Genomic DNA, 25,448 nt, shown 5'->3' with positions numbered 1-25,448 from the left:
GGTTTTGGCTAACCGCTTGCTTGGGCACTAGAGTGCTAAATCCTAGACCCTAGGTATGAGTCTTTAGATTCTAGGCTGAGGCATAAAGTTCCAGCTAGCCTTTATCTATTTGGCACAGGCGGCTATCGCTATTTTTTTGCCTGCTTTCGATACTGGCTTGGGGTCATATTTTTGCAGCGTTTAAAGCTGTGACTAAAATTAGCCCCATCACTAAAACCAAGGCGTTCGGCTATTTCATCAAGTTGCATCGGCGTTAATAATAGCGCTTCGGCTATGCCAAAACGAACATCGTCACGCACTTGGCGCCAACTGGTTTGTTCTAGTGTGAGTTGACGATGTAAAGTGCGAGTCGTTCGAGCCAAATGCTGGGCGATATCTTCCATTGATGCTGCTAAGCCTAAGTGTACTAAGGTGTCTTTGACCAACTTAGCAACAGGTTTCCAGTTTTGCTTTTGTTGCAGTAGCTGGTTGCATTGCGCCTCACATAATCTGGCGGTAGCTTCATTGGCTTTTAATAATGGCAAATCTAATAGCGGTGCTAATCCAGTAAAACCGTTATAACTAGCATTGAATTGGATCTCAGCACCCAGTTTTTGCTTTATACCTTCGAGTGACAAGCCTGCGGGCTGAGGCGACGTAAACTGCAATTTTATCGGTAAGTCATTACTTTCAAATACTTCTCGTTGGATCATCGCAGCGCCCAACATGTCTCTAACTAACACCAGTTCACCTAACTCACCAGGAATGTCGCATGAGAACCTTAGAGATAAATCATCTTTAAGCTCAGTTAATGTTATCTGTGAAAAAACATAGGTTAAATCTAGATAACGTAAGCCTAATTCAATCGCCTTTCTCGCAGTGCTGCTCGCCAATAGAGCATAACCCATGATGCCATAACTGGTCAGGTGATAACGGCAGCCTAACTCCATTCCAACCTTGAATGGGCATGGAGTATTGAGCATGAGGTTATTTAACACCTGTAATTCTTGTTTTTCTTCAACCAATTGCTCGTGATCGGTTAATTGGGCCTCCACCAAACCAGACCCTTGCAGCAACTGATCTTGCTCAATGCCCTGCTCAATGCCATAGGAAACAATAATTTGCACACTGGTAATGCTGCGAAATGTCATAACTTAAGGCCGCCATGTCTTAAAATCACAAATATACGTCCCTTTAGCGCGTAGATCAATGAACAATAGTTTCCTATGCTGGATAGATAATACAATTTATTAACAACGTTTGAATGATCCGTTATCCAGAAAGAATGCTCAACGTAACAAGTAAAAATAGCGATGACGAATAACAAAAGCTAATAACAAAAGCTAACAACAACCAAGCTCGTTGATAAATAACCATAACAAGAATAGAGGGCATCATGACCCAAGTGAAACGAAATCCTACTGTGGTGATCATTGGTGCAGGTATGACGGGCATCTTAATGGACATTAAACTACGCCAAGCTGGCATCACCGATATTGTAGTACTGGAGAAAAAAGACTGCGTGGGCGGAACGTGGCGAGAAAATACCTACCCTGGAGCTGCTTGTGATGTACCCGCTCACATGTATACCTATTCATTTGAACCTAATCCAAATTGGAGCCGCTTTTTTGCCCATGGACCAGAGATTAAACAATACTTTGAGCACGTAGCAGATAAATATGATGTTAAACGAGACATTCGCTTTAACGAAGCCGTTACCGATGCACAATATGCCAATGGCAAATGGACGGTAAAAACCAGCCAACAGCAAACCTACATCGCTGATTTTATTGTGTGCGCCACCGGCATTTTGCATCATCCACAATTTCCAGATATTCCCGGATTAAAAGATTTTAAAGGTACAACATTCCATACCGCCCAATGGAACCACAATGTCGACATATCCGCCTCAACCCGTGTTGGAGTTATCGGTACTGGGTCAACGGCCGCACAGGCCATACCCGAATTGATTAAAACCGGAGCTAAGGTCTCGGTTTTTCAGCGCACACCACAATGGCTAATGCATCTGCCCGATTTTACCTTTTCAAAAACCAACAGAAAGTTAATGGCTCGCTTTCCCATCATCACCAAAATTCATCGCAATATGGGCAAGTTTTTTCTAGAACATTTTTTTACCAAAGCAGTCACGGGACACTTTATCCAAAAGCATGCGTTAAATTTTTTGTGTAAAGCCAACTTACAATTAAGCATTAAAGACAAAACCTTACGCGAAAAGCTACGACCTCATTATCAAGTAGGCTGCAAACGGGTCATTATCAACACCACCTTTTATAAAGGCATTCAAAAACCTAATGCTGAGTTAATAACAGAAGGCATTGAGCGCATAACTGAAACAGGCATTATCACTAAAGACGGTAAACATCACGACCTCGATGTATTGGTGTTATCGACCGGTTTTAATGCATTTAATTTTATGCGCCCAATGAATCTCATTGGGCGTAACAATTTGCACATTGATAAAGCCTGGGCTCATAAAATCAAAGCCTATCGGTCAATGTTACTCAGCGACTACCCTAACTTCTTTTTAATGCTCGGCCCCAACACACCTATTGGTAACTTCTCCGTTATCGCCATGAGCGAGGTTCAAACTGACTACGTTATTAAACTGATCGATAAATGGCGTGACCATGAATTTGATGAGTTTGAAGCCAAGCAACAAGCCATTGACGACTTTAATGCCTACGTAAAGGAAGGGTTAAAAGACACTAGCTGGGTTGGAGGATGCCAAAGTTGGTATTTAGATGCCGATGGCGACCCAATTTTATGGCCCTACACTTGGCAGCGATGGGTTGATGAAATGAAACAGCCGCAGATGGAACACCTTAATACCCGATCATTTTAGTTGGCTTAGCCACCTTTTCACCCTTACATATCCACCCGTATTGATTCACTCGTGCTGATTGACTCATACTAGAAATAACCAGGTTTATGATGAATAAAAATACTATATTTATTACCGGCGCAGCTTCCGGCATTGGCTTAGCGACGGCAAAACACTTTCACAAAAAGGGCTACTGGGTCGGTATGGCCGACATCAATTTGGCGCAATTAACACAAGCCACCGATATATGGGATAGAACTCGAATAAGGTTGTTTCAACTGGATGTCAGTGATTTTTCACAAGTACAACACGCTATGGCTAAATTTTGTGCTGAACATAATAACTGCCTGGCCATATTAGTTAATAATGCCGGCATATTGAACATAGGCTCCTTTGAAGAAATCCCTATCGAACAACATCAGCGCACATTAAGTGTCAATGTCATTGGAGTAATGAACCTATGCCATGCTGCATGGCCCTATTTAAAAAATTCCGGCACAAGTACTATTATCAATATGTCATCAGCCAGCAGCGATTATGGTGTACCAGAATTAGCCAGCTATTCGGCCAGTAAGTTTGCCGTAAAAGCCCTTACCGAGGCGCTGGAACTTGAGTGGAAAAAATACGGCATCAGCGTATGCGATGTTATGCCACCTTTTGTGGCAACCAATATGCTTAAAGCACAGAAAAACAGCGCCAAAGTCATGCAACGACTCGGCGTGAACATCACCGCTGAACACGTAGTCGCAGTGATAGATAAACAAGTGAAACAGCCTAAAACCCATAGAACGGTCAGTGTTTTTTATGGCCTATTACATAGATTAAGTAACGTATCACCGGCATTTATCAATCGCCTAGCGATGAAGTGGCTAAGTCGATAAAACATGTGGTTTTAATCAGTTAACAATAATAAAAGGCCATAAAAATGGATAACGTTAATAAGCCAACACCATTGTCACAAGACACATCATCATCTGACAAACCGTCGCAAAACGAACTACCACAAGACGAACCGCTACAAGGCAGACGTCTACAAGCGCCCAAGCTTGAAGCGAAGCAATTAATGGTCGCCAAGTGGTTATCATTAGCGCCGCTATACAAGTTGCCAGTCACATTATTCAGATATGTATTTCTAGCGATGGACCGAGTACTGGGGCTGACTAAAATTGAAATGGATAAGGTGATTAATTTAACGGTCCCGGTGAGTACTGGCACTCCTCTTTTGGGCACTATTCCTTTGAACGAACATAGCGCCAGCGATAGCAGCCATACCATCGCTAACAGAATAAACCTTCGCATCTACCATCCTAGCGCCACCAAATCTCAAAAAACCTTAGTGTACTTTCACGGTGGCGGCGGCGTTATTGGCAGTATTAACACTCACGATCACTTTTGCCGCTATCTGGCTAAACATGGCAACATGAACATTATCTCAGTCGATTATCGACTGGCTCCAGAACATAAATTCCCCATCCCGATTTGTGATGCTATCGAAGCGTGGAACTATATCAATGCCAACCATCAACAACTTAATATTAATCCACAGCACATAGGCGTGGGTGGTGACAGCGCAGGCGGATATCTAGCGTGTATCATCGGTTTACATTCACTGCAAACATCACTACCAGTACAGGCAAAAGTAACACCCGCATTTCAGTTTTTGATCTACCCAATGGTAGATTTACAAGGCTTAACCGAGTCTTATCGCCGTTTCAATAAACAGTTAATACTCACCCGCGATTTAATGGATTATTTCAGGTTAAAATATTTACACTCTCTCGACGAAGTCACTCTGCCATTAGTGAGTCCACTACAAGCAGCAGACATTAGCGAATCGCCAAAAAGCTACATCTTAACCCTTGGGTTCGATCCATTAAGGGACGATGGCATTGCATATGCCCAGCGCCTAAAAGCGGCAGGCATCAATACACAACATCAGCATTTTGATGATTGCATGCATGGCTTTATTTCAATCACAAAACTCAGCCCGCGCGCCAAACAAGCCACTCATAACATCGCAATGGCATTAAACAGCTTTAATGAATGATCGTTATAGGTAACTGACAGCAAAACCGACTCTAGAAATCGCCAACAGATGATAAAGTTTACTCAGACGCCATGTATTACAGGCTAACAAGCCAACTTATGCTAAAATGCGCCGATCAGCTTTATGAATGTGCAATTCTCATTTGTTTGACTGAGCGTAGTGAACCCTACCGTGATTAACTAATGAGGATACACCAATGAGTAAGTTAAATGCCGAAGAGCGTAAAGCTCGAGATAACGATCGTTTTTCAAAACGAGTGGATGAACGCAGAGTAAAAGGCGAAGATGTCGTTGCGTATGCACTTGCCAATGAAAAAGCGTTTAAGTTTCTGACCAAAGATGAGAAACACAGTCTTAAAGAAAGACAAGCGGCACTTGTAGAAGAAGTCAGTATTAAAAAACAGCAACAAGTTGAGCTTAAAAATCAGCAAGAATTAGACAAGGTTCAAGCTGAATTTACTGATACCGCGCAGTAAAAATCCATCAACAGCCATTGTTAATGATGATGGCTGACCACATTCAAATACTTATTTTTATACATTCTAGCCTATAAAAATCGGTATTTGAAAGCTGGTGAAGTTTGCTAGCGAACAGGCTTGCTGCCATAAAACACTACAGCATTTAATCCTAAATTCACTTCAAGAAGCATTTTAAGTAGCACAAATATTGTTAACTAAATAGCAATTCTCTTATCTTGAACGAGTTGTAAAAATTTATTCCCCCTTCTTTATTCATTCCAAATCATTATTAAAAAGCTTAATCTGTCCACTGACTCTGACCGACAGCTCTCATTGTTTGCTTTATTATAGTTATACTTTAGATAAATAAGGATTTTGTAGATGAAACGGATGTTATTTAAGCTTTGTATCGCGCTGCTCGCGTGTGGATTATCTACAAATGTTTTTGCAAGCGTTAAGACATTGGTTTGTAACGATTGTTCAGAATTATCTATGAGTCAAACTGCCCTAAAAGAGGCTGTAGAGTTTACGCTGCCTTACATCATCGTGGTTGATATTAAAAATAAGGTAGCTCAAAAATATCGAGTTGAACAAAATAATCATACCAAACCAATCTTGCATCCCATCGACATGTCGACTATTGAACAGCGCGAAGTGAATTTACTTTATTCATATACAGATGAATTAGTCAGTACCATCAAAAAAGCTGAACAGAAAAATCAATTACAACCGGCTAGGACTCTGCCTACATCAATCGCTAAAATGCCTATAGCTTATACAGACAAGCACCTTGTTTATGCCGGTCATATTGACGGTAATGGCAGTATTTATGACTTCCTACAAGCAAGCTATTTACGAAATGATCTGCATGATGTTTATTTCAAAGAGCACATTCCAGCGTTAAAAGCGGCAAGTTCCATGGCATTAAAGGCAATACAAATCCCTAGCATGAATGATTTAGGTGTGTTCTTAACGATTGATTTCAATTCAACCGAGGAATTTAATCAACCACAAAATAGCTTCTTGAATGTATCGCTTGATATTGTCTCTAGTTCGTTTTTCATTCAAGGTGGACGAGATGGTTTTAACAACTCAATACCCATGACAATCAAGTCTGCGACAGGTGTTTTTCATTTTGCTGATATGGGTGAAAAAGATAAGTTTGAAGCGTATATCCGGACACTTGCCAACAGTGATTGTGCCTTTTCCGTGTCCGAAAATCAGGTTGATGATAAATACATTTATCAGTATATCTGTCACTAACACATCATTTTAACAACAACGTTATGCTAAAAATGATGGGGCGAAACACCATAAGATTCTCACCCATCAAACGCAATATCAGAGCTTAAAGAAACTGGATATAGGCTTATAAGCATTACCGAAAATAGCAGCTAAAAACTTAACCACTAAATCTCACGTTTCGTACACACAAACAAGGCATTGCCGGAAGCCAAATCCCAAGGGATGATTTTGTCGTAATCGTGTTCAAATATTTGAATATCGAAATACGGGCTTAACAATGCTTCAAGTTCAGTAAAACTGGTGGCGACCATCGCATGCGAATCTTGCCATAACTGCGTCGCATCAGACTGAGTTTTACCAATACTTAGATTGAGCGACTGCATCTCACCTTCACCGCTATAATGCCAACCCGATTCAAACACAAACTGACTATCTTCAAATTCGGCACTGTGTCTCACTAACGCCTTGTTATTGATTTTATGTTTATCAACGGTGTTAAAACAAAACAAGCCGCCGGTATTTAATGCCTTATGCACACTGGCAATACAGGCTTTAAGTGCCTCGATACCTGGAGAATAGTGAATGGAGTACAAAAAGCAGGTAATCAAATCGAGTTTTTCTTCTACATAAAACTCAGTCATATTTTGCAAACTAAACTGCGCTTCAGGGCAACGACGCATAGCAATATCGAGCATAGGCTGATTGATATCGAGGCCACTACTTTGAAACCCTAAGTCGATAAAATGCCTTACATGAGGCCCCGTTCCACAGGCTAAATCTAAATGCTGTTTACCACTGTTACCCAAAATCTGATGCAAGCGCACTATGCTATTGCTTTGCTGCTGGTAATTAATGTCACAACACATTAAATCGTAATAAGCGGACAAATCGGTATAAAGGGCATTGGTAGACATAAAAAGGGATCGGCGACATAGGCAAATTTAGGGTGGCGCATCATATATCAAATCGCACGATTGAGAAATAACTAATCAATAAGCACTAACGACTCACCACAGAATGAGCAAGGTTTAGCGTGAAACAACCACTTCAGTGAATAAGTATCTATACCTTATGCTCTGGCCTTACTCAATCCCGCCTTTACTCAATCAGATCAGCCGAGATATAAGGATTCTATCGCCTCTGGCAGCATGGGCTTATACAGATAAAAACCTTGGGCTAAATCACATTTATAGGTCTTAATGTAATCAAGCATAAATTGGTCTTCCACCCCTTCAGCGATAACTTTTAATCCTAGGTTATGTCCGATGTCGATAATAGTTTTAGCAATCGCTGCCGATGAGCTGCTACTCTCAACATCTTGTAAAAATGCTTTATCTATTTTGAGATAATGCAATGGCAAAAATTGTAAGTAACTAAATGATGAATAACCTTTTCCGAAATCATCCAGTGCAAAAGTAATCCCATATTGATTAAGCCGTAACATAATTTCTTTTACACTGAATTTATCTTCCATAAAAATCGATTCAGTTAATTCAATAATAAGATATTTACCCTCTAACTTATAATGGGTTAATGTATCAATTAAATGTGTTATTAGCGCTTCGTTTTGAAATTCTAAACAGCTTAGATTAATTGAAATAGCCAACTCAGTAATACCAGTATCTCGCCACTTCGCTAATTGTAAGCAGGCTTTAGAAATCACCAAGCAGCCGATATCAATAATCAGCCCAGTTTGTTCTGCTATTGGAATAAATATATCGGGTGGGATCACTGTGCCATCTTGCTGAGTCCAGCGACATAACGCCTCAACACTAACCACTTTCATTGTTTTTAAATCAACTTTAGGTTGATACGCCAAATGTAAACCATTATTTTCAATGGCTTGGCGTAGCGCTTGCTCTACAGCAAGTTGAGTTAATGCCTCTTTTTCAAGCGCCTGACTATAAAAATGAAAGCTGTTTTTACCCAGTGATTTTGACTCATACATAGCTAAATCCGCTTTACGGATCAGCGCGTTGGCATTGTCATCATCATTAGGGAATAGTGAAATGCCAATACTTGAGGTCACAATAAATTGACGAGAACCAATAGTAAAAGGCTGTTTAATCAATGCCAACAAGTCTTGGCAAACCTGTTTTATGGTCATTTCAGACTCTATTTTTTCTAAAACAATAATAAACTCATCACCACCTTGGCGGGACAAAGTATCAAAATCTCTTAAGCGTGTTTGAAGTCGTCGAACCACTTCTTTTAGCAGCAAGTCACCTGCGTCATGGCCTTCTGTATCGTTGATTTTTTTAAAGTCATCTAAGTCTAAAAATAACACCGCTAACTTTTTATTTTCTCTTTTACTCGTCGCAATAGAATGGCTAATTCTATCCAATAATAATGCACGATTAGGTAAGCCAGTGAGTGCATCATGAAAAGCATGATATTCAATAGTAGCCTCATACTGCTTTTGCACTGTCACATCGCGAAAGCACCACACTCGGCCATAAATTTGCTTCTCTTGTATCTGAGGTAAAGACCGGTAATCAAAAAAACGGTTATCGAGTAACTCTATAGTGCCAGTTAAATATTGAAAAGGGTCATGTTTAAGACGATCAATAATAGATAACATATGTTGTTTATCTTTAATAATGCTAAGAAACTCTTCCCAATGCGATACAGGTTTAAAGCCTATATCGTCAAAAAATTCTTGCCCCATGGTGTTAAATGACAATAGTTCGCCATTTAATCCATACACAAATAAAATCTCACCGGTCGAATTAACCGTCGCATTTAATAAACCAATGGAATGTTCAAGCTTATCTTGAACCAGTTTCATCTTTGCTAACTGGTCATTTAGCGTTTGGTTACGCTCGTTCAACTCATTTGAGATAAGAAATAAAGAACGCTCTAACATTTTTACACTTTGCTCGTTTTGAGCATAAGCATCTGATATTGAATTTAAAAAAAGGTCATTTTTTGAAATAAACACATCATCTTTCTGGTTACGTTTAAGCTGACGCAATAGCAGTTTATGCATTGTTAATATCACTATTTCTCAGAAAATAACGTGACAGCCATGGTCTGATTATGTAAACCACACCGACCAATAGACTTAATAGGCGATATTTCACCATACGAGTAGAAACCCGAAATAGCGCACTGAGCAGATAAGCCTTGTTTTATAATTTCTAACTCTTCTTCAACCCGTTGCCGTAAAACGAGTCGACGACCGACACAACTGATTAGAATAGCCAGTTCAGGCTGTATCCCCTCAAAGGAAGAGACAGCATCCTCTGCGGCAAGTTGAGCGCCATCAAGCAAGTCTTCATTATTAGAATGCATTAACTGACATGTCGCGCCTGTTGGCATATTACCTGCAAACAACATGCTTTTTTGCAGTTCATCAATGGATAATATAGTGCGAACCACAATTTCTTGCTCGCCATCGAGTTGTAGCGCTAACGGATATAGTAAAGCAGAAGCAGGCAAACCAGCAGAAAACTCACCTAAAAACTCTTTATATAAATCAAGAGCTGGCCGCCCATCGAGTTCATAAAGCACATTATCTATCGACTGGGTGATCACCCGTTTAGGCCCAAATGGACGCCAGCCTCCTAGACTACCAAAACCAACAGATAATCTTTCACCATAAAGCCCTACCAGCACAATAAGACCACTTTCTATTCGCTGATTATGCCATACCGTGGTTTGACTAAAACGCTCCCCATCACCGGCTAAGCCTCCCGTTGCCATAACGCCTTTAGGCAAGTGTTGCTGTAAACCATCAACCAGTTCAGAACCATTAACCACATGACCATCAGAAATAACGAAAACATGCTTTAGCCCATCAAAGCTTAATTGATCTATCAACTGCTTTGCTAATTCAGCGCAATGCTCAAATTGGTTTATCGAATTGCTGACAACTTGCACCTGGGTATGCTCAAAATCAATTGCGGTAACGCATATACTGTCGTCAAACAGACAATCATCTTGTATTTCACCGCTAGTGCTACAACCCACTATTTGCGCATTAGGAAAAGCTATTGATAGCTCATCATTAAGCTTATTGTCTAACATTAGCTCAGGTGAACCAAATGCCAGCACCAAATTAATCGCTGAATTTTGCAGTAACGGTTTATCCCAATGGCTATGTTGATATATTGTCTGAAAAACGTACATTAGTAGCCTCTCACTAAAGAGTATTCATTAAGTTGTAGCTTAAAACGTTACTGCAAGCAACAGGCACAAAGAAATGGCGCTACACAAGTAAGTAAACTTATTAATTATCGCGCCAACACCAATACACTTAAATATCTAAAAAGTAAAAAACCTCTAAACTTATAGTGTCGAGGTTTTTTAGTATCCAACATCTGGATTATAAATTTTAATCAACTTAGCTAAGCAAGCAGCTATTCACAATGACTTAAATATACAACAACCACTTCAAAATATTGAAGCATCAAAGTTCACCCCCTAAGCGCAAACTAAGGGATTCCTATAAATGACTAGCGTACCCACCGCATCAGCTCATTCGCATCTATCACCGCACGCTGTCTTTTAATTAGGCTTCCTGCTGAGTCAAAGAGGAATAGTTCAGTTACTCGTGCGTTATGCTTGGCGATAAACGCATCGCCCTCAGGCGTTGCTGTTCTAGCAAGCAGAAAGTACACGTTATCACCAAGATGAGACCGAGCTTCATTCATCTGCTCTGTTTGGGTGATACTTGAAACAAGGTTAGGATCATAGACAAATACTACCGCAGGTTTGCCCGTACCAATTTGTTCAAGATTAGACGTAAACCCCTTGGGCATCAGCATTAACAACAACCCAAACAGCAATACTATGGATGCTATGACACTTATCGCAACCCAAGGCATTTTACGAGGCGCGTTGGTAGGTTTATCCATAATGATAGATCTCTCTTTTAAGTGTTGAAATACATACCCAAGCAAAACAGTATAATCAATAAACCTGAGGCTTAGATTAAAAACGTCTGGGATGAATAGACAATAGGTGATTTAGACGGCAATAACGTTTACTCTGCCCTCACTAAATATCGACCACTAAGAACATAATGCAATACACTGTGCATAATGCAAAGTGTACAGGCAACACATCATCACGTGTGCCACTGCATGTCGGCGCAGTTAACGTTCATTTTGTTATTGTTTTAGAATGAGTGACTTGAGTTATTTCTACGTATTTTATCTGAAGGATTAATTTTTAATGGAAAAAGTGTTTGAAAGATTGATGTATGCATCACGTTGGATCATGGCGCCGATTTATTTGGGATTAAGCCTAATCTTATTCGCCTTAGGCATAAAGTTCTTTCAAGAGATCTTTCATATTATCCCCAATATTTTCTCGATAAAAGAAGTCGATTTGGTGCTAATCACCCTATCGTTAATCGACATCACTTTAGTCGGTGGTCTACTCATCATGGTGATGTTTTCAGGTTACGAAAACTTCGTATCACAGCTTGATGTGGGCGAAAACAGCGAGAAACTCAACTGGCTTGGCAAGATGGATGCAGGCTCGCTAAAAAACAAAGTAGCCGCATCTATTGTGGCGATTTCGTCTATTCACCTACTTAAAGTCTTTATGAATGCCGAAAATATCGCTAACGACAAAATCATGTGGTATTTGCTCATCCACATCACCTTCGTGTTATCGGCCTTCGCCATGGGATATTTGGATAAGATTACGCGGAAGTAATAGCAGATTTACGTCCTAGAAATAGCATAGACAATATCGTGGGGCAGAAACCTTACTCTGCCTCACTGATTTAGAATGAAACCCCAAACGAAGTGCATAAAATAGCCAGTTGGGAGATCCAACAAGCTTAATAAAAATCATCAACCTATTTTAGGAGCAAAAATTTACCTTACTCGGGTAAATACCTAACAAAGTCACCATCATCTAGAACATTTTGCAATACCGTGGGTGAGATTGGGATCAAACCTACGTTTAAACCAAAAGGCTTAAACACTTTATTCAAAACCACAACGCTTGGGTTGCTTCTATTATTTTCTATATCAGAAAGCTTTTTACGAGAAACGTTCACTAACTTTGCATATTTTTCTTGGTTCAAACCGAGTACCTGTATGCGTAACTGAATTAAGGCATCTCCTTGTGTAATGTTAGAAAATAGTAATTTAGTCATAACATTATTAATAACTGCCCTACGTAACTTAGCATCCTTAATAGCCGTGTTCGTAGACGAACGTTGCCTAGTTTGAGTTTTATCACTAGTTGTTACATCGCTTGCAAATGACTTACCTCTAAGAGTTCCCTCCAATCTAGGGAGCGGGCCTCTCTGAACAACAACGGGTTTTCCAGCATCTGCAACAGTCATATGGACAACGCTGTTATCAACTCGATTCGTTATAATTTGGTCGCTTCTAGTCTGTATACGTTCACCCTCGCTGTTAAATTTCATATTGCTATCAGAATTATGTTTTTTTAAGAAGTTAACTGTATTCGTTAAATTTTTCTTTTTCATAATAATTCCCATTGTTTTAATTTTTCATCTAGAAAATCAAACCCAAATGTTGGCATATTCACTATTTGATCAGGAACACCACGATCGATTAGCCTTTGCTTTAAACCGACTAGTTGATGTGCTGTTGTCCTTAGTTCATTTATCAATAGTTCTGGATCAATTAAATCACTTAAAGAGTAGGCAATCTCAATAAAATTAAATTTACCACCAAGTTCAAGATCTGGAGCAGCCCATTTCGTTGTTCTTGGTATACCATCTGGATCAGCTTTCATAGGCGCAAAGTCATAAATGGGGGTTAACCTTATACCCTTGTCATCTTTATAGAATGAAGTATTTCGTCCGTGGTTATCGCTATTACCAAACGCAATATTTAATAAGTCACGGCGAACCCATTCAATAATAAATGCCTCAACATCAAAATGCAGGTGCTTCTCTTTGACTGTATTACTCTGAGTGATCAGGTCAACCAACTCACGTATTGTCTCACCATGATCTAAAATAGTAGCTGGCGGTTTTTTTAACATTGAGTACACAGATTCCATACCATAACGTTTGGTAGTCCCATCTACTTGAGTCTCTATATCGAACCTTGGCAACCAAAGTGAATGATAGTTTTCACCTTTTTCTAGTTTCATGTCTGCTACAGGTATAGTACTAAAACCCATAGCGGTTAACTCATGATAATAGTGGTATTCGGCAACTAACACCGCATCATTAACTCCCCTTCTATTCCCTCTTGGGAATTTAACGAGGTAATACATATCATCAATATTTGTATTGTCTTGATAGGTATCTATCCACACGACATCGTTTTTGCTACGTCTTAGTAGCAGTTTTGGGGCTTCTCCACCTGCTCCAGTAGCTCCACCAGCAGCGGCCCCCCGAGTTTGTGCGTAACTCAAAAAGTCTGCACCTCTACTTGCTACGTCTGAAACTTCAAAGTATTGATTAGGAACTCTATTAACTGCTTCTATAGATTCTTTGATACGCAAATTTCCAATGGGAGAAATAGTGCCATATGCTAGCAACACGAACTTTTGTTGATTGGCTGACATCCCATCAGTATCTATTTGAGTCAGCCAGTACTTTCGGCTTGAGCCACTAGGGATGATGTCGTCAATGAACTTCAACCAACCTTGTTGTCCATTGTCATCAAAATAGAATTCAACAGGGTGATTTATAGATACTGCATGGTGATCATCCGCAGAAAGATTAGCAATTATATAGTCAAGTTCATAATCGACTTCGGTAGCGTCAAATGTGTAATCAGCATTATTCGGGAATGTAATCGTCGCAATATCCTTCCATGAGTTATCAATGAAAGCTTGTACAGTTAGTTCATTTAAATTTTCAAGATTAATATCTTCCATTGAATACTCTTTTTTATACTTAATGAATACTATTGTACTCAAAAATATGTAAACCCTCAATAAAAGTAACTTATAGTACTCAATAATTGTTATCACCTTCAATTACTGAGTACTATAAGACTCATTTAGTTGTTTGTTCTTGTCGTTAATTTGGATAATTAGAAGATTGCTACGCTGATAGCTAATACGTCTTATAATACTCAAAAGCTATCGGGCCAGTTTATTATTGAGTTGTATAATACTCAACAATGAGCCATAACACTACGTATTGAGCATTATATAACTCAATAATCGCATGTTTACATAACATCCTTTAAATGCTTGGCTGACTAAACTTAAATAAAACGCCAAACAACAAATTGAACGCTTATTTAAGAAAAATAAATTCGACCTACACTTATGAATACGAGATAAATATCAGTCTTATCGGTATTCGTCATTGGATATTTGGATAAGATTACCCGCAAGTAATATCAGGCTCACTTGATGTAAATAGCAGAGATAAATAGTTGGGGAAAGTTAACTCTTCCCCACTTATTTTTAATAACTTTTTTGAAATAGACGACACAACCACAATCTACATTCGAGGTTTACACTCATTCCTGCGGATGGACTTAATTACTTTTTCATCATTTATCTAGCCACTATCCGGCTATTAAACTGATGTTGATATGCTAGCGGGTGCGTTTAGCACTAACGGTTAACATCAGCAGACCGATTGCAGTAGCAAAAAATAAATACGGTACACCCGCCTGCCAACTTGCTTGGCTATTCACACCAAAAAAATCGACATATAGTGCAGCTTGAATGGGCCCCATGTACCAAAGTGCCGGATAAAGCACTTCAAACATCCGTTTTGTTCCTGTAAACGTGCCACAAAAATAGGCCAAAGATACAGTAAATGAAATGGCGATAATCAATTGAACCAGCAACAACCACTCAGCTCCTCCTGTAAAGCGCAGCACACTTCCCATACTTGCTAAGCCTAATAACATCCATGCTGCTGAATAACTGGCTAAGCTTTGTAATATGGGGGATTGTTTGCTGTAAGTCATCAGCTCTACCGTATTCGATTGTTTTTCTAATTGGCCTAACTGAGAAATCACTAACACGCACCACAACCATGAAATGGGTAAAAAAATGCTGAGAAGTAAATCCTGGCTGATAAACAACTGAATACCATTCAACACCAGCAAACCGATAAACCAATATACCGAATGGCCTTTGAGTATTAATTTTAGCTCTAATCTTAATAAACGAGTAAAAGCGAAATGCTGAGTTAACGTGACAAAAAAACTATCCAGTAGGCTAACCACTTTGGTTTTTAATGTGAAATTCATCCATAAATCTGGTTTGTTTTCAGATAGTGAGTGTGCGCTAAAACGGTCAAAAAAGATAAACGCTAACACTAAACAACCAAGACAAATAAGAAGCAAAGGCAGCGCTCCCCAAAGGTGCATTATCGTCGGCTCTATTCCTTGCCAAACAAAGGTATTTATTTCGCGTGTTTCATCACTGATATTTATGCCTATATTAGTATTACCTTGCTGTAGCGGAAAGCGCTCTGCGACTTCTGCATCTAAATGGTCGACTAATGCTCCGATCCCAGACACGCTTTCAATGGTTTGAACAATAGAGCCAATCCATAAGAAAAAATAAACGACGTTGCCTAACCCGCCTCTAAGCCACTTAATTGACTCAAACATTATCGCGATAGCGGCAATAGCCAATAGCATTGGCAATACAAAAACGAATTGTGGCCATGCTAACGCCCAAAGATCGATTTGATAACTTTCACCATAATAAAGCTGGATCCCAATACTACTCAGCAACATAACCAGCACAATAGAAACCAGAATAAATACACTTGTGCACCACTTGGCTAATAAAAAAGTCAGTTTATTAATCGGGGTTGCTGCGATGAGTTCACAGGTCATTGATTTTCGGTCTAATTCAAGAGCATTTTTGACTAGATAAAAACAGATAAGAGGCAAAAACAACACGTTCAACATCGCAAGGCATATACCAAGCCAGGCGCTATTGTAGATACCACGATAACCATTAATCACTAGCGTTTGATAATGGGCATCGGGGGATGGGAAAAAAAGTAATGTTAATACCGACATCGCCAGAAGTGTTACTACAAAGCTTTGCTGGCGAGTTCGTTGTTTAAAATCAGCGACAATGCATTGCCAAACTTGATTCATTAACTTGCCCTCGCATAGCCAATTTGAGCTTGTCGGTTACTGGTAAAATAAAGGTAAGCATCTTCTAAGGATGGAGTTCTTGAAATGGCTCTTTCATCGGGGCAATTGTCAGCAATAATGTTGAGTTCAACCATGGTGTCTTTACGCACACTATGGCTAACAATAAACTCATGCTGAATTTGCTTTAGTTCACTGAAATTTGCGGTGAGTTGCCAGCATTTATTAGCGATCTTATCTTGAAGTGCACGTGGTGATTCTGATTGAATTAAACTCCCTGAGTGCATAATCGCAATACGGTCTGCAATGGATTCAACATCGGCCACGATATGCGTAGAGAATATAATGCACCGTTCACCTGCTAACTCGGTTAATAACTGGCGAAAATTAGCACGCTCTTGTGGGTCAAGGCCAACGGTGGGTTCGTCAATAATCAGCAATTTGGGATCATTAAGTAAAGCCTGTGCAATACCAATTCGTTGTTTCATGCCGCCAGAATAGCCTTTCAATGGCATATGCGCAGCGTGCGTTAGGTTGAGTTTATGAAGTAAATCGTCGATGGTGTGATTTGCGGTTAATTTATCTAACCCTTTTAAGCTAGCCATGTAGTGCAGAAATTCGATGCCGGATAACTGATCATATACCCCAAAATATTGTGGCAAATAACCCAGCTCTTTCCTCAATACTTGAGGTGACTTAAGAATATCTTGCCCTTGCCAGAAGATATTCCCATGGGTTGGTTTTGTTATTGTTGCGAGAATACGCATCAAGCTAGATTTACCCGCACCATTAGGACCTAACAGCCCCAAAATCCCCGGCTCAACTTGCAGCGACAGCGATTTGATTGCAGGCTTAGCCTTTTTCCCACTTTGGTATTGATGACTAAGTGATTGAATATCCAATAACATTGTATTTCCCTATATAGATCAAGATGAAATAACAATGCAAATACAGCGCCAAAAATAACCTATTAAAATTCAACAAGTTAAACTTAACTTAATTAGAGTATTTACAAATAATGCTGAATTTAACTAACTATTGGTGAAATAAGTAAAGCTTTGAGGCCAATATCGTTCACATCGCATCCTAATCAGACTTAACGAAAAAACCGTTACATATTAAGCAACAAGCGAAAAACAAAAAGCCTCAATACGGTTAGGAATCGAGGCTTTCTCTTTTCTTTTAAAAGAAATTTGGTTTTAAGCTTTTAGGCTTGAAACAACATTTGATCTAACGCAGGAAAAATCAGCTTAGAGCAAGGCTTTTTGTCACGAAGCGTAGTGTTTTTCTACGTGAGTGGAAAAGTAACGCCGCTATAACTGATTTTAACCAGTTAGATTACATCATGCCGCCCATTCCGCCCATACCACCCATTCCGCCCATATCTGGTGCAGAATCTTGTGGTACATCAGCAATCATCGCTTCTGTTGTGATCATAAGACCAGCAATAGATGCGGCGAACTGTAGCGCACTACGAGTCACTTTAGTTGGGTCTAGGATACCCATCTCTAACATGTCACCGTAAGTGTCGTTACCGGCGTTGTAACCGAAGTTACCGGTGCCGTTTTTAACAGTGTTAGCCACAACTGAGGCTTCTTGACCTGCGTTAGTAGCGATTTGACGAAGTGGCGCTTCCATAGCGCGTAGGGCAATAACCACACCGTGCTTTTGATCTTCGTTTAACACGTCAATGTCTTTGATCATGCTTGCTACGCGAACAAGGGCAACACCACCACCGGCGACCACACCTTCTTCAACCGCTGCGCGAGTTGCATGCAATGCATCTTCTACGCGCGCTTTTTTCTCTTTCATTTCAACTTCTGTTGCTGCGCCAACTTTGATTACTGCAACACCGCCAGCTAACTTAGCCATACGCTCTTGAAGCTTTTCTTTGTCGTAGTCTGAAGTTGAATCTTCAACTTGTTGTTTGATTTGCGAAACACGTGCAGAAATTTGCACTTGGTCGCCACTACCATCGATGATTGTAGTGTTATCTTTAGTGATGATTACGCGCTTAGCTGTACCTAAATCTTCTAGAGTGGCTTTTTCAAGTTCTAGACCGATTTCTTCAGCGATAACAGTACCGCCAGTTAGGATAGCAACGTCTTGAAGCATTGCTTTACGACGGTCGCCAAAACCAGGAGCTTTAACAGCAGCAACTTTAACGATGCCACGCATGTTGTTCACAACGAGTGTCGCTAAAGCTTCGCCTTCAACGTCTTCTGCAACGATAAGCAATGGCTTACCTGTTTTAGCTAGACCTTCAAGGATTGGCAACAATTCACGGATATTAGATACTTTTTTGTCTACTAATAAAATGAATGGGCTGTCTAATTCAATGCTGCCAGTTTCTGGCTTGTTGATGAAGTATGGTGATAAGTAACCACGGTCAAATTGCATACCTTCAACAACGTCTAATTCGTTTTCAAGCGCTTGGCCTTCTTCAACGGTAATAACGCCTTCTTTACCGACTTTTTCCATTGCGGTTGCAATGATGTCGCCGATTGACTCGTCAGAGTTAGCAGAAATTGTACCTACTTGAGCAATCGCTTTAGTGTCTGAACATTCTTGAGAAAGTAGTTTAAGTTCAGCAACGGCTGCGATAACTGCTTTGTCGATACCGCGCTTAAGGTCCATTGGGTTCATACCCGCTGCAACTGCTTTTAGGCCTTCAACAACAATAGCTTGTGCTAATACTGTTGCAGTAGTGGTACCGTCACCGGCTGCGTCATTGGCTTTAGAAGCAACTTCTTTCACCATTTGTGCGCCCATGTTTTCGAACTTGTCTGTTAGTTCGATTTCTTTAGCAACTGACACACCATCTTTGGTGATCATTGGCGAACCAAAGCTTTTATCTAAAACAACGTTACGACCTTTAGGGCCTAAGGTTACTTTAACTGCGTTGGCTAGGATGTTAACGCCTGCAAGCATTTTTACGCGTGCGTCGTTACCAAATAAGACTTCTTTTGCTGCCATTTTTTGATGTTCCTTTAAATTTAATGATTAATTGGAAAGTCGATTGATGCGTGAGGCTTAGCCTACGACTGCCATCAGGTCAGCTTCTGACAGGATTAACACTTCTTCACCGTCAATTTTTTCTTTCTTCACGCCATAACCTTCATTGAAGATCACCACGTCGCCCACTTTAACGTCAAGTGGTGTAACTGTGCCATTTTCTGAGATACGACCGTTGCCTACTGCAAGGATTTTACCGCGAGTTGATTTTTCTGCTGCGCTGCCTGTAAGCACGATACCGCCTGCAGATTTAGATTCAACTTCTAAGCGTTTAACGATAACGCGGTCATGTAATGGACGAATATTCATCTATGAACTCTCCTAATGATTTGATGCCCAAAAAGCGAGGCTATTGACTAACAAATAAGGGTTTCCCCCTTGATGCATGTGATATGGGGGTGACTGGTCACAGATCCAAGGGGAATTTTAAAAATAATTGCACTTTTTTTACGTCTGTTTTATTAAAGCAATGCTAATCCTGATAGAATTCGGCTCCTTTGAAACACCAAACGTTTGAGAATAGATGAAAGACAGACACGGGTTGCTCAGCGCACCTATTGGTCGTGTACTGCTTAACATGACTTTGCCTAACCTGATTGGGATTATGACCATTCTGGGTGGCAGTCTGGTGGACATTTTTTTTATTAGCCAGTTGGGTACAGATGCACTGGCAGCAGTGAGCTTTACGTTTCCGGTAACCTTAGTGATTACGAGCATCGGCATTGGCATTGGCGCGGGTGTGTCAACCAATCTTGGTCGTTTGATTGGATCTGGGCATGCGCCCGAATCCAGAGTGTTTTTATTTGATGCCTTGTGCATGACACTGCTTATTATTTGGGGCTTGTCGATACTCGGCTGTGTGTTTATTGAACCTATTTTTAGTTTGCTTGGTGCTAACGGTGCCAGCTTGCCATTAATTAATGACTACATGTGGTACTGGTATTTAGGTGCGCCTGCCTTGGTGCTATTAATGGTGGGTAATCAAGCATTACGTGCCACAGGTGACACTCACTCACCGGCTAAAATTATGATGCTGGCCGCCATTATAAACCTGGTTCTCGACCCGTTACTTATCTTCGGCATTGGCCCTTTTCCGCGTTTAGAAATTCAAGGCGCGGCTATTGCGACCACACTCTCTTGGGTAGTGGCAATGTCATTTGCTGGCCACTTGATTATTGTCAAACGTAAACTGGTTCAGTTTGCTGAGTTTGATGTGGGTCGATTAATTTTACATTGGAAAGTCTTATCCCATATCGCCCGCCCAGCGGCGTTAATGAATGTAATAAATCCTATTGCCAACGGCATTATAATGGCCATGTTGGCACGGATTGATCATGCGGGTGTGGCTGCCTTTGGTGCCGGAATTAGGCTTGAGTCGGTATTATTGATTGTGGTGATGGCGCTGTCGTCGAGTTTAATGCCGTTTATTGCCCAAAACCTAGGTGCCAGCCAACCTGATCGCGCCAAAAAAGCCTTATTGATGTCGTTGCGATTTGCTTTTGTATTTCAAACAATCTTGTTTATTCCGCTGTATTTTTATGCCGAACCTATCGCAAGATTGTTTACTCACGACCCACTGGTTATTGAGTGGTTGAGTTTTTATATTATGGTGTTGCCTGCCTCTTATGGGCCACTTGCCATTGTTATTATGGTTGCTACTAGCTTAAATGCTTACCATAGGCCGTTGAGTTCACTGGTGATTAACTTGTGCCGCTTAATGTTATTAATGTTACCGCTGGCGGCGCTAGGCTCGTATGTTGGCGGAGTGAAAGGGATTTTATTGGCGTTACCCATTGCGAATACATTGATGGGGATAGCTTGTTATTACCTGGCGACGCAAATTAGTGAGCCAAAAGAGATTAAGCACACGGTGCCTTGTTCAGATAACTCATTAGCCACTGACGGCGAGCAAGACGACACTAATAAACCAACCTCTCGCCTTGGCGAATATTAAACTGTGTTAATAATGGCAGCCACACTTGCTTTTTAATCTGTGTCAGTGGATTAATAACAATATATCACTCGCAACAAATCTTGGTTTAACATGAAAAAATCCATTTACGCCGCCATGCTCTCTGGCATTGTTTGCCCTGGCAGTGGCCAGATTTGGTTGGGTAAAAAGCTACTCGGCTGGGGATTTATCAGTGTCAGTATGGTGTGTATTTTGGTGATAATGGATCAAATTATTAGCCGTGCACAAGTGATTGCGGAGCAAATTTTAACAGGCAATATCGGCAACGATTTAACCTCCATTTATGCTGCGGTATCCAACGTTGCCATCGACAGTAGCTCAACCATGCCGATACTCACTTGGATATTTTTAGCCAACTGGGGATTAAGTATCATCAGTGCATTTTGGTTTGGTGCTCAGCAAGATAAGCAACTCCAGCGGCAAGCCGATTCCGAGACAGGCGCAAAAACAAAAACAGCCAAGTAATGCATCTGCATTAGTCGGCTGTTTACGTTATATTTGATCAAGTGCTAAACACGGCGCTTAACAAAACACGCTCTACACATCACGGCAAATCACAGATCAAACTTGGTCTTGTTAAATAAGTTGGTATTACCATAATGTGTATTAAGATGGTGTGTCATAAGTGGTATGTATTAAGACGGCTTGTCGTCATCTTTGGGCTTAATAGGCTCTACATCTATAATATCGTCGCGATTGTCGTCATGGCGCTTATCTTTAATGTCATCATCACGATCATTTTTAATGTCATCATCAAGATCAACTACCTCAATTTGATGGCTACGTGGACGATCATTTTTATGTTCAAAATCACCGTCGAAAGTGTTGCCCTGTTGATCAAATGGCTTTTGCCCTGCAAATGGACCGGACTGTCCAAAAGGACTTTGTCCGCCACCAAAGCCAGGGGGAATACCACCATTAGCCACAACACGAAGTTGCATACGTTTATATAAAAACGCCGCGATAGGAGCGCGGGTAAATGGGGTTAATAAAATTAAGCCAATAAAGTCGGTGACAAAACCAGGAATAAGCAATAACACCCCTGCGGCAGCCAACATCATACCTTCAACAATTTCTTGCCCCGGTGCTTCACCTCGGGCTAATTTTTGTTGCACACTCATTAAAGTACTAAGGCCTTGGCTGCGTACTAATGACACTCCAACAACCGCGGTAAATAACACTAACGCGACTGTGGTCCATGAACCAATTGAGCTGGCAACTTCAATGAGTACATTGAGTTCAATAACCGGTATTAAAACAAATATTAACAATAAAATAAAAAACATATTGGCCTCTAAGGATCGCTTTTTGATAGAGTGACGACTTATAAGATAACAGAGTGGCGACCTGTAAAAAAACTGTTGCCGATGAAACTTAAATGGGGGTGAACGGGTCTCTTTTCAAGACGCGTCACGAATATCACCTCAGTTTAATGAAAATGCGTTTAAAAAAGCGTACTGTGATGACCTTGTGCATGATAACAGCATTAGCTTAAGTAAACTTTAAGACAACTTATGTATAAACCTGAACTGCTATTGATATTAACCACTTGCCCAGATGCTGACATTGCAGCCAGTATTGCGACTGCATTAGTAGAGGCAAAGTTAGCGGCATGTGTACAAATAGGCCAAGCCGTTGAGTCAATTTATTATTGGGACAATAGCATTTGTCAGTCACACGAAGTGCCAATACAGATAAAATGCATGGCAATTGATTACCATGCAATTGAACAGCTCGTGATCACAATGCATCCTTATGAAGTACCAGAATTCATTGCCACTCCAATTACCGGTGGTTTTGGCCCTTATTTACAATGGATAAAAGACAACTCACCATCATGAAAAAACTCGTCGCCATATGCCTGACATCATTGTTAATGATGTCATCAATGATACTCGCGCCAGCAGCACACAGCGCTAATGTGTTGAGTAATAAATTTAGCTTTTTAAGCAGCGAACCTGAGTTAATGAAGGTTAACGATGCTTTTGTGTTTGATTACCAACAACAAGGTAATCAGCTCAAAATCAATTTTGTCATTGCAGAGGGCTATTATTTATATCGCGATAAGCTGCAGTTTTCGGTCGACGGTGCGGTGATTGGTGATATTGAATTACCTCATGGTAAAAACCATCATGACGAATACTTTGGCGACCAAGAGGTGTTTTACTCGTTTGTTGAAATCCCTATTGCGTTTAAAGAAGCGCAAGCCGATGCGGTATTTCATGTCACCTTTATGGGTTGTGCAGAAGGTACCTTGTGTTATCCGCCAACCAAGCACGATGTAACGTTAGCAGCGATTGAAGCAAATGACGGCACGTTAAGCAGTAAAAAAGTGATTGGCGCACCTGATGATACGCAAGCATCAACAACGGCAACCGATACACCAGCGGCACCGATTACTCAGCAAGACACGTTAAACCAAATGCTCCAAAACGATAGCCTATTATGGACTTTAGTTATTTTCTTTGGTTTAGGTATTGGCTTAGCATTAACACCGTGTGTGTTTCCGATGTACCCTATTTTGTCGGGCATTATTGTTGGTCAAGGCAAGAAACTCTCTACCGCTAAAGCCTTCACCCTATCAATGGCCTACGTGCAAGGCATGGCAATTACCTATTCATTATTAGGATTAGTGGTTGCCTCTGCCGGACTTAAGTTTCAAGCGGCCTTGCAACACCCTGCTATTTTGATTTTCTTGGCGGTGATGTTTGTGCTGCTGAGCTTATCAATGTTTGGCATGTACGATTTAAAACTGCCATCGAAGTGGCAAGAAAAAATGAACTCGATGTCGAACAATCAAAAAGGTGGCAACCTTATTGGTGTGTTTATGATGGGAGTAATTTCAGGTTTAGTCGCTTCGCCTTGTACCACGGCGCCGTTATCTGGCGTGCTGATTTACGTGGCGCAGTCTGGCGACTTACTGCAAGGCTTTTTAGCACTGTATGTACTCAGCATGGGCATGGGTTTACCGTTATTAGTGATCGGGACTTCGGGTGGCAAAATCTTACCGCGCGCAGGAGCGTGGATGGACATTATTAAAACTATCTTTGGCTTCTTGCTGATTTCAGTTTCTATTGTAATGATTGGTCGTATTTGGCCTGGTTTAGTGTCCGATTTACTTTGGTCAGTATGGGCAATAAGCTTAATCGCTTACTTAATGCATCAAAACAGGTTGTCAGAATTTAACTGGAAACAAAGCACCCGTGGGGTGTTGTTATTACTGGCTTTGATGGCAAGTTTCTCCTATGGCTTCCAAGCATTGATGAGCAGCTTTGGTCATCAATCCTCAAATATGACCCAAACCAGTATTGATGGCAAAACCAACACCGAAGCCAATCACTTTATCCGTATTAAGTCGCTGGAAGACTTAGAAGTTGAATTGGATAAAGCCAGTATTAGCGGTAAAACGGTGATGTTAGATTTATACGCCGACTGGTGTGTGGCGTGTAAAGAATTTGAAGCAATTACCTTTAAAAATGCCGACGTGGAAACGCGTATGAACCAAATGGTGTTATTGCAAGCTGACGTGACTGCCAGCGATGACATTGATATCACCCTTTTAGAACATTATGGCGTGTTAGGTTTACCGACATTATTAATGTTTAATAGCGACGGTGAGCAGCGTGAAGACTTGCGGGTTACCGGCTTTATGGGACCAAAAGACTTTGCTGCTCATTTAGATATACTGTTAGCAAAGTAAGTTAACAGACTGACTTAACAGACTTACTTAACAGACTAAGCACATTAACTTACTGGGCTGAGTGAATGTGCAAAGTGAGAGCATTCATCAAATCAACTTAATGAATGATCGCATGTTGTGCTGTGTACCGTAAAAGCAGTTGGTAGAATCATTTAGTAATACA

The 25,448-nt window shown here is 40.6% G+C and carries 22 protein-coding genes; 10 read left to right on the top strand and 12 right to left on the bottom strand.

Annotation, left to right across the window (positions count from 1 at the left end):
* Positions 1–128: 128 nt before the first annotated feature.
* On the bottom strand, positions 129–1,130 hold the full coding sequence (locus CXF88_RS01535) for an AraC family transcriptional regulator (RefSeq protein WP_101085027.1): 1,002 nt from the start codon (positions 1,128–1,130) through the stop codon (positions 129–131).
* Between the two features lie 245 nt (positions 1,131–1,375).
* On the opposite strand from CXF88_RS01535, the gene CXF88_RS01530 reads away from it, so the two are divergent.
* From CXF88_RS01530 to CXF88_RS01510, 5 genes are all read left to right on the top strand, one after another.
* Positions 1,376–2,842, top strand: a complete 1,467-nt coding sequence (locus CXF88_RS01530) for an NAD(P)/FAD-dependent oxidoreductase (RefSeq protein WP_101085026.1) — start codon at positions 1,376–1,378, stop codon at positions 2,840–2,842.
* Positions 2,843–2,928: 86 nt separating this feature from the next.
* A complete protein-coding gene (locus tag CXF88_RS01525; protein ID WP_242445078.1) occupies positions 2,929–3,702 on the top strand; it encodes an SDR family oxidoreductase in 774 nt (257 codons plus the stop codon).
* A 44-nt stretch (positions 3,703–3,746) separates the two neighbouring features.
* On the top strand, positions 3,747–4,868 hold the full coding sequence (locus tag CXF88_RS01520) for an alpha/beta hydrolase (RefSeq protein WP_101085024.1): 1,122 nt from the start codon (positions 3,747–3,749) through the stop codon (positions 4,866–4,868).
* Between the two features lie 196 nt (positions 4,869–5,064).
* Positions 5,065–5,343 (top strand): hypothetical protein, encoded by a 279-nt coding sequence (locus tag CXF88_RS01515; RefSeq protein WP_011639067.1) that lies wholly within the window; start codon positions 5,065–5,067, stop codon positions 5,341–5,343.
* A 474-nt stretch (positions 5,344–5,817) separates the two neighbouring features.
* Positions 5,818–6,588: a hypothetical protein gene (locus tag CXF88_RS01510; protein WP_157822758.1), complete on the top strand. Its 771-nt coding sequence runs from the start codon at positions 5,818–5,820 to the stop codon at positions 6,586–6,588.
* A 146-nt stretch (positions 6,589–6,734) separates the two neighbouring features.
* Here the strand turns inward: CXF88_RS01510 and CXF88_RS01505 are convergent, their stop codons facing one another.
* From CXF88_RS01505 to CXF88_RS01490, 4 genes are all read right to left on the bottom strand, one after another.
* Positions 6,735–7,484 (bottom strand): class I SAM-dependent methyltransferase, encoded by a 750-nt coding sequence (locus CXF88_RS01505; protein WP_101085022.1) that lies wholly within the window; start codon positions 7,482–7,484, stop codon positions 6,735–6,737.
* 197 nt (positions 7,485–7,681) lie between these two features.
* A complete protein-coding gene (locus CXF88_RS01500; RefSeq protein WP_101085021.1) occupies positions 7,682–9,559 on the bottom strand; it encodes an EAL domain-containing protein in 1,878 nt (625 codons plus the stop codon).
* A gap of 11 nt (positions 9,560–9,570) precedes the next feature.
* Positions 9,571–10,701 carry an FIST N-terminal domain-containing protein gene (locus CXF88_RS01495; protein WP_101085020.1) on the bottom strand — a complete coding sequence of 377 codons (1,131 nt, stop codon included), beginning with the start codon at positions 10,699–10,701 and terminating at the stop codon, positions 9,571–9,573.
* A gap of 326 nt (positions 10,702–11,027) precedes the next feature.
* On the bottom strand, positions 11,028–11,429 hold the full coding sequence (locus CXF88_RS01490; RefSeq protein ID WP_197708399.1) for a hypothetical protein: 402 nt from the start codon (positions 11,427–11,429) through the stop codon (positions 11,028–11,030).
* 319 nt (positions 11,430–11,748) lie between these two features.
* Between CXF88_RS01490 and CXF88_RS01485 the strand changes: the two genes are divergently transcribed.
* Positions 11,749–12,237, top strand: coding sequence for a TIGR00645 family protein (locus CXF88_RS01485; RefSeq protein ID WP_011639070.1), 489 nt, complete (start codon positions 11,749–11,751; stop codon positions 12,235–12,237).
* A gap of 169 nt (positions 12,238–12,406) precedes the next feature.
* Here CXF88_RS01485 and CXF88_RS01480 read toward each other — a convergent pair whose 3' ends face one another.
* The 6 genes from CXF88_RS01480 to CXF88_RS01455 form a co-directional block, all read right to left on the bottom strand.
* The gene (locus tag CXF88_RS01480) at positions 12,407–13,024 is read right to left on the bottom strand and encodes a helix-turn-helix transcriptional regulator (protein WP_101085018.1); all 618 of its coding nucleotides are present in this window, start codon (positions 13,022–13,024) and stop codon (positions 12,407–12,409) included.
* Positions 13,021–14,394 carry a HipA domain-containing protein gene (locus tag CXF88_RS01475; RefSeq protein WP_101085017.1) on the bottom strand — a complete coding sequence of 458 codons (1,374 nt, stop codon included), beginning with the start codon at positions 14,392–14,394 and terminating at the stop codon, positions 13,021–13,023. The genes CXF88_RS01480 and CXF88_RS01475 overlap by 4 nt, the downstream gene beginning before the upstream one ends.
* Positions 14,395–15,068: 674 nt before the next feature.
* Positions 15,069–16,601, bottom strand: a complete 1,533-nt coding sequence (locus CXF88_RS01470) for an ABC-2 transporter permease (RefSeq protein ID WP_101085016.1) — start codon at positions 16,599–16,601, stop codon at positions 15,069–15,071.
* Entirely contained in the window at positions 16,601–17,506 is a 906-nt protein-coding gene (locus tag CXF88_RS01465) for an ABC transporter ATP-binding protein (RefSeq protein WP_101085015.1), read from the bottom strand. The genes CXF88_RS01470 and CXF88_RS01465 overlap by 1 nt, the downstream gene beginning before the upstream one ends.
* Positions 17,507–17,936: 430 nt before the next feature.
* The gene (groL, locus tag CXF88_RS01460; RefSeq protein WP_101085014.1) at positions 17,937–19,574 is read right to left on the bottom strand and encodes a chaperonin GroEL; all 1,638 of its coding nucleotides are present in this window, start codon (positions 19,572–19,574) and stop codon (positions 17,937–17,939) included.
* 57 nt (positions 19,575–19,631) lie between these two features.
* Positions 19,632–19,922: a co-chaperone GroES gene (locus CXF88_RS01455; RefSeq protein ID WP_011639076.1), complete on the bottom strand. Its 291-nt coding sequence runs from the start codon at positions 19,920–19,922 to the stop codon at positions 19,632–19,634.
* A gap of 214 nt (positions 19,923–20,136) precedes the next feature.
* On the opposite strand from CXF88_RS01455, the gene CXF88_RS01450 reads away from it, so the two are divergent.
* Entirely contained in the window at positions 20,137–21,567 is a 1,431-nt protein-coding gene (locus CXF88_RS01450) for an MATE family efflux transporter (RefSeq protein ID WP_101085013.1), read from the top strand.
* Positions 21,568–21,657: 90 nt separating this feature from the next.
* Complete coding sequence (locus CXF88_RS01445; RefSeq protein ID WP_101085012.1) at positions 21,658–22,050, top strand: hypothetical protein; 393 nt, start codon at positions 21,658–21,660, stop codon at positions 22,048–22,050.
* A gap of 170 nt (positions 22,051–22,220) precedes the next feature.
* Here the strand turns inward: CXF88_RS01445 and CXF88_RS01440 are convergent, their stop codons facing one another.
* On the bottom strand, positions 22,221–22,871 hold the full coding sequence (locus CXF88_RS01440; protein WP_101085011.1) for an FxsA family protein: 651 nt from the start codon (positions 22,869–22,871) through the stop codon (positions 22,221–22,223).
* 228 nt (positions 22,872–23,099) lie between these two features.
* Between CXF88_RS01440 and cutA the strand changes: the two genes are divergently transcribed.
* Together cutA and CXF88_RS01430 are read left to right on the top strand one after the other, a co-directional pair.
* Entirely contained in the window at positions 23,100–23,426 is a 327-nt protein-coding gene (gene cutA, locus CXF88_RS01435) for a divalent-cation tolerance protein CutA (RefSeq protein ID WP_101085010.1), read from the top strand.
* Positions 23,423–25,285, top strand: coding sequence for a protein-disulfide reductase DsbD (locus tag CXF88_RS01430; protein ID WP_101085009.1), 1,863 nt, complete (start codon positions 23,423–23,425; stop codon positions 25,283–25,285). The genes cutA and CXF88_RS01430 overlap by 4 nt, the downstream gene beginning before the upstream one ends.
* Positions 25,286–25,448: the final 163 nt, after the last annotated feature.

This window comes from Shewanella sp. ALD9, assembly GCF_002836315.1.
GTDB lineage: Bacteria > Pseudomonadota > Gammaproteobacteria > Enterobacterales > Shewanellaceae > Shewanella.
This window is presented reverse-complemented; position numbering and strand designations above follow the sequence as displayed.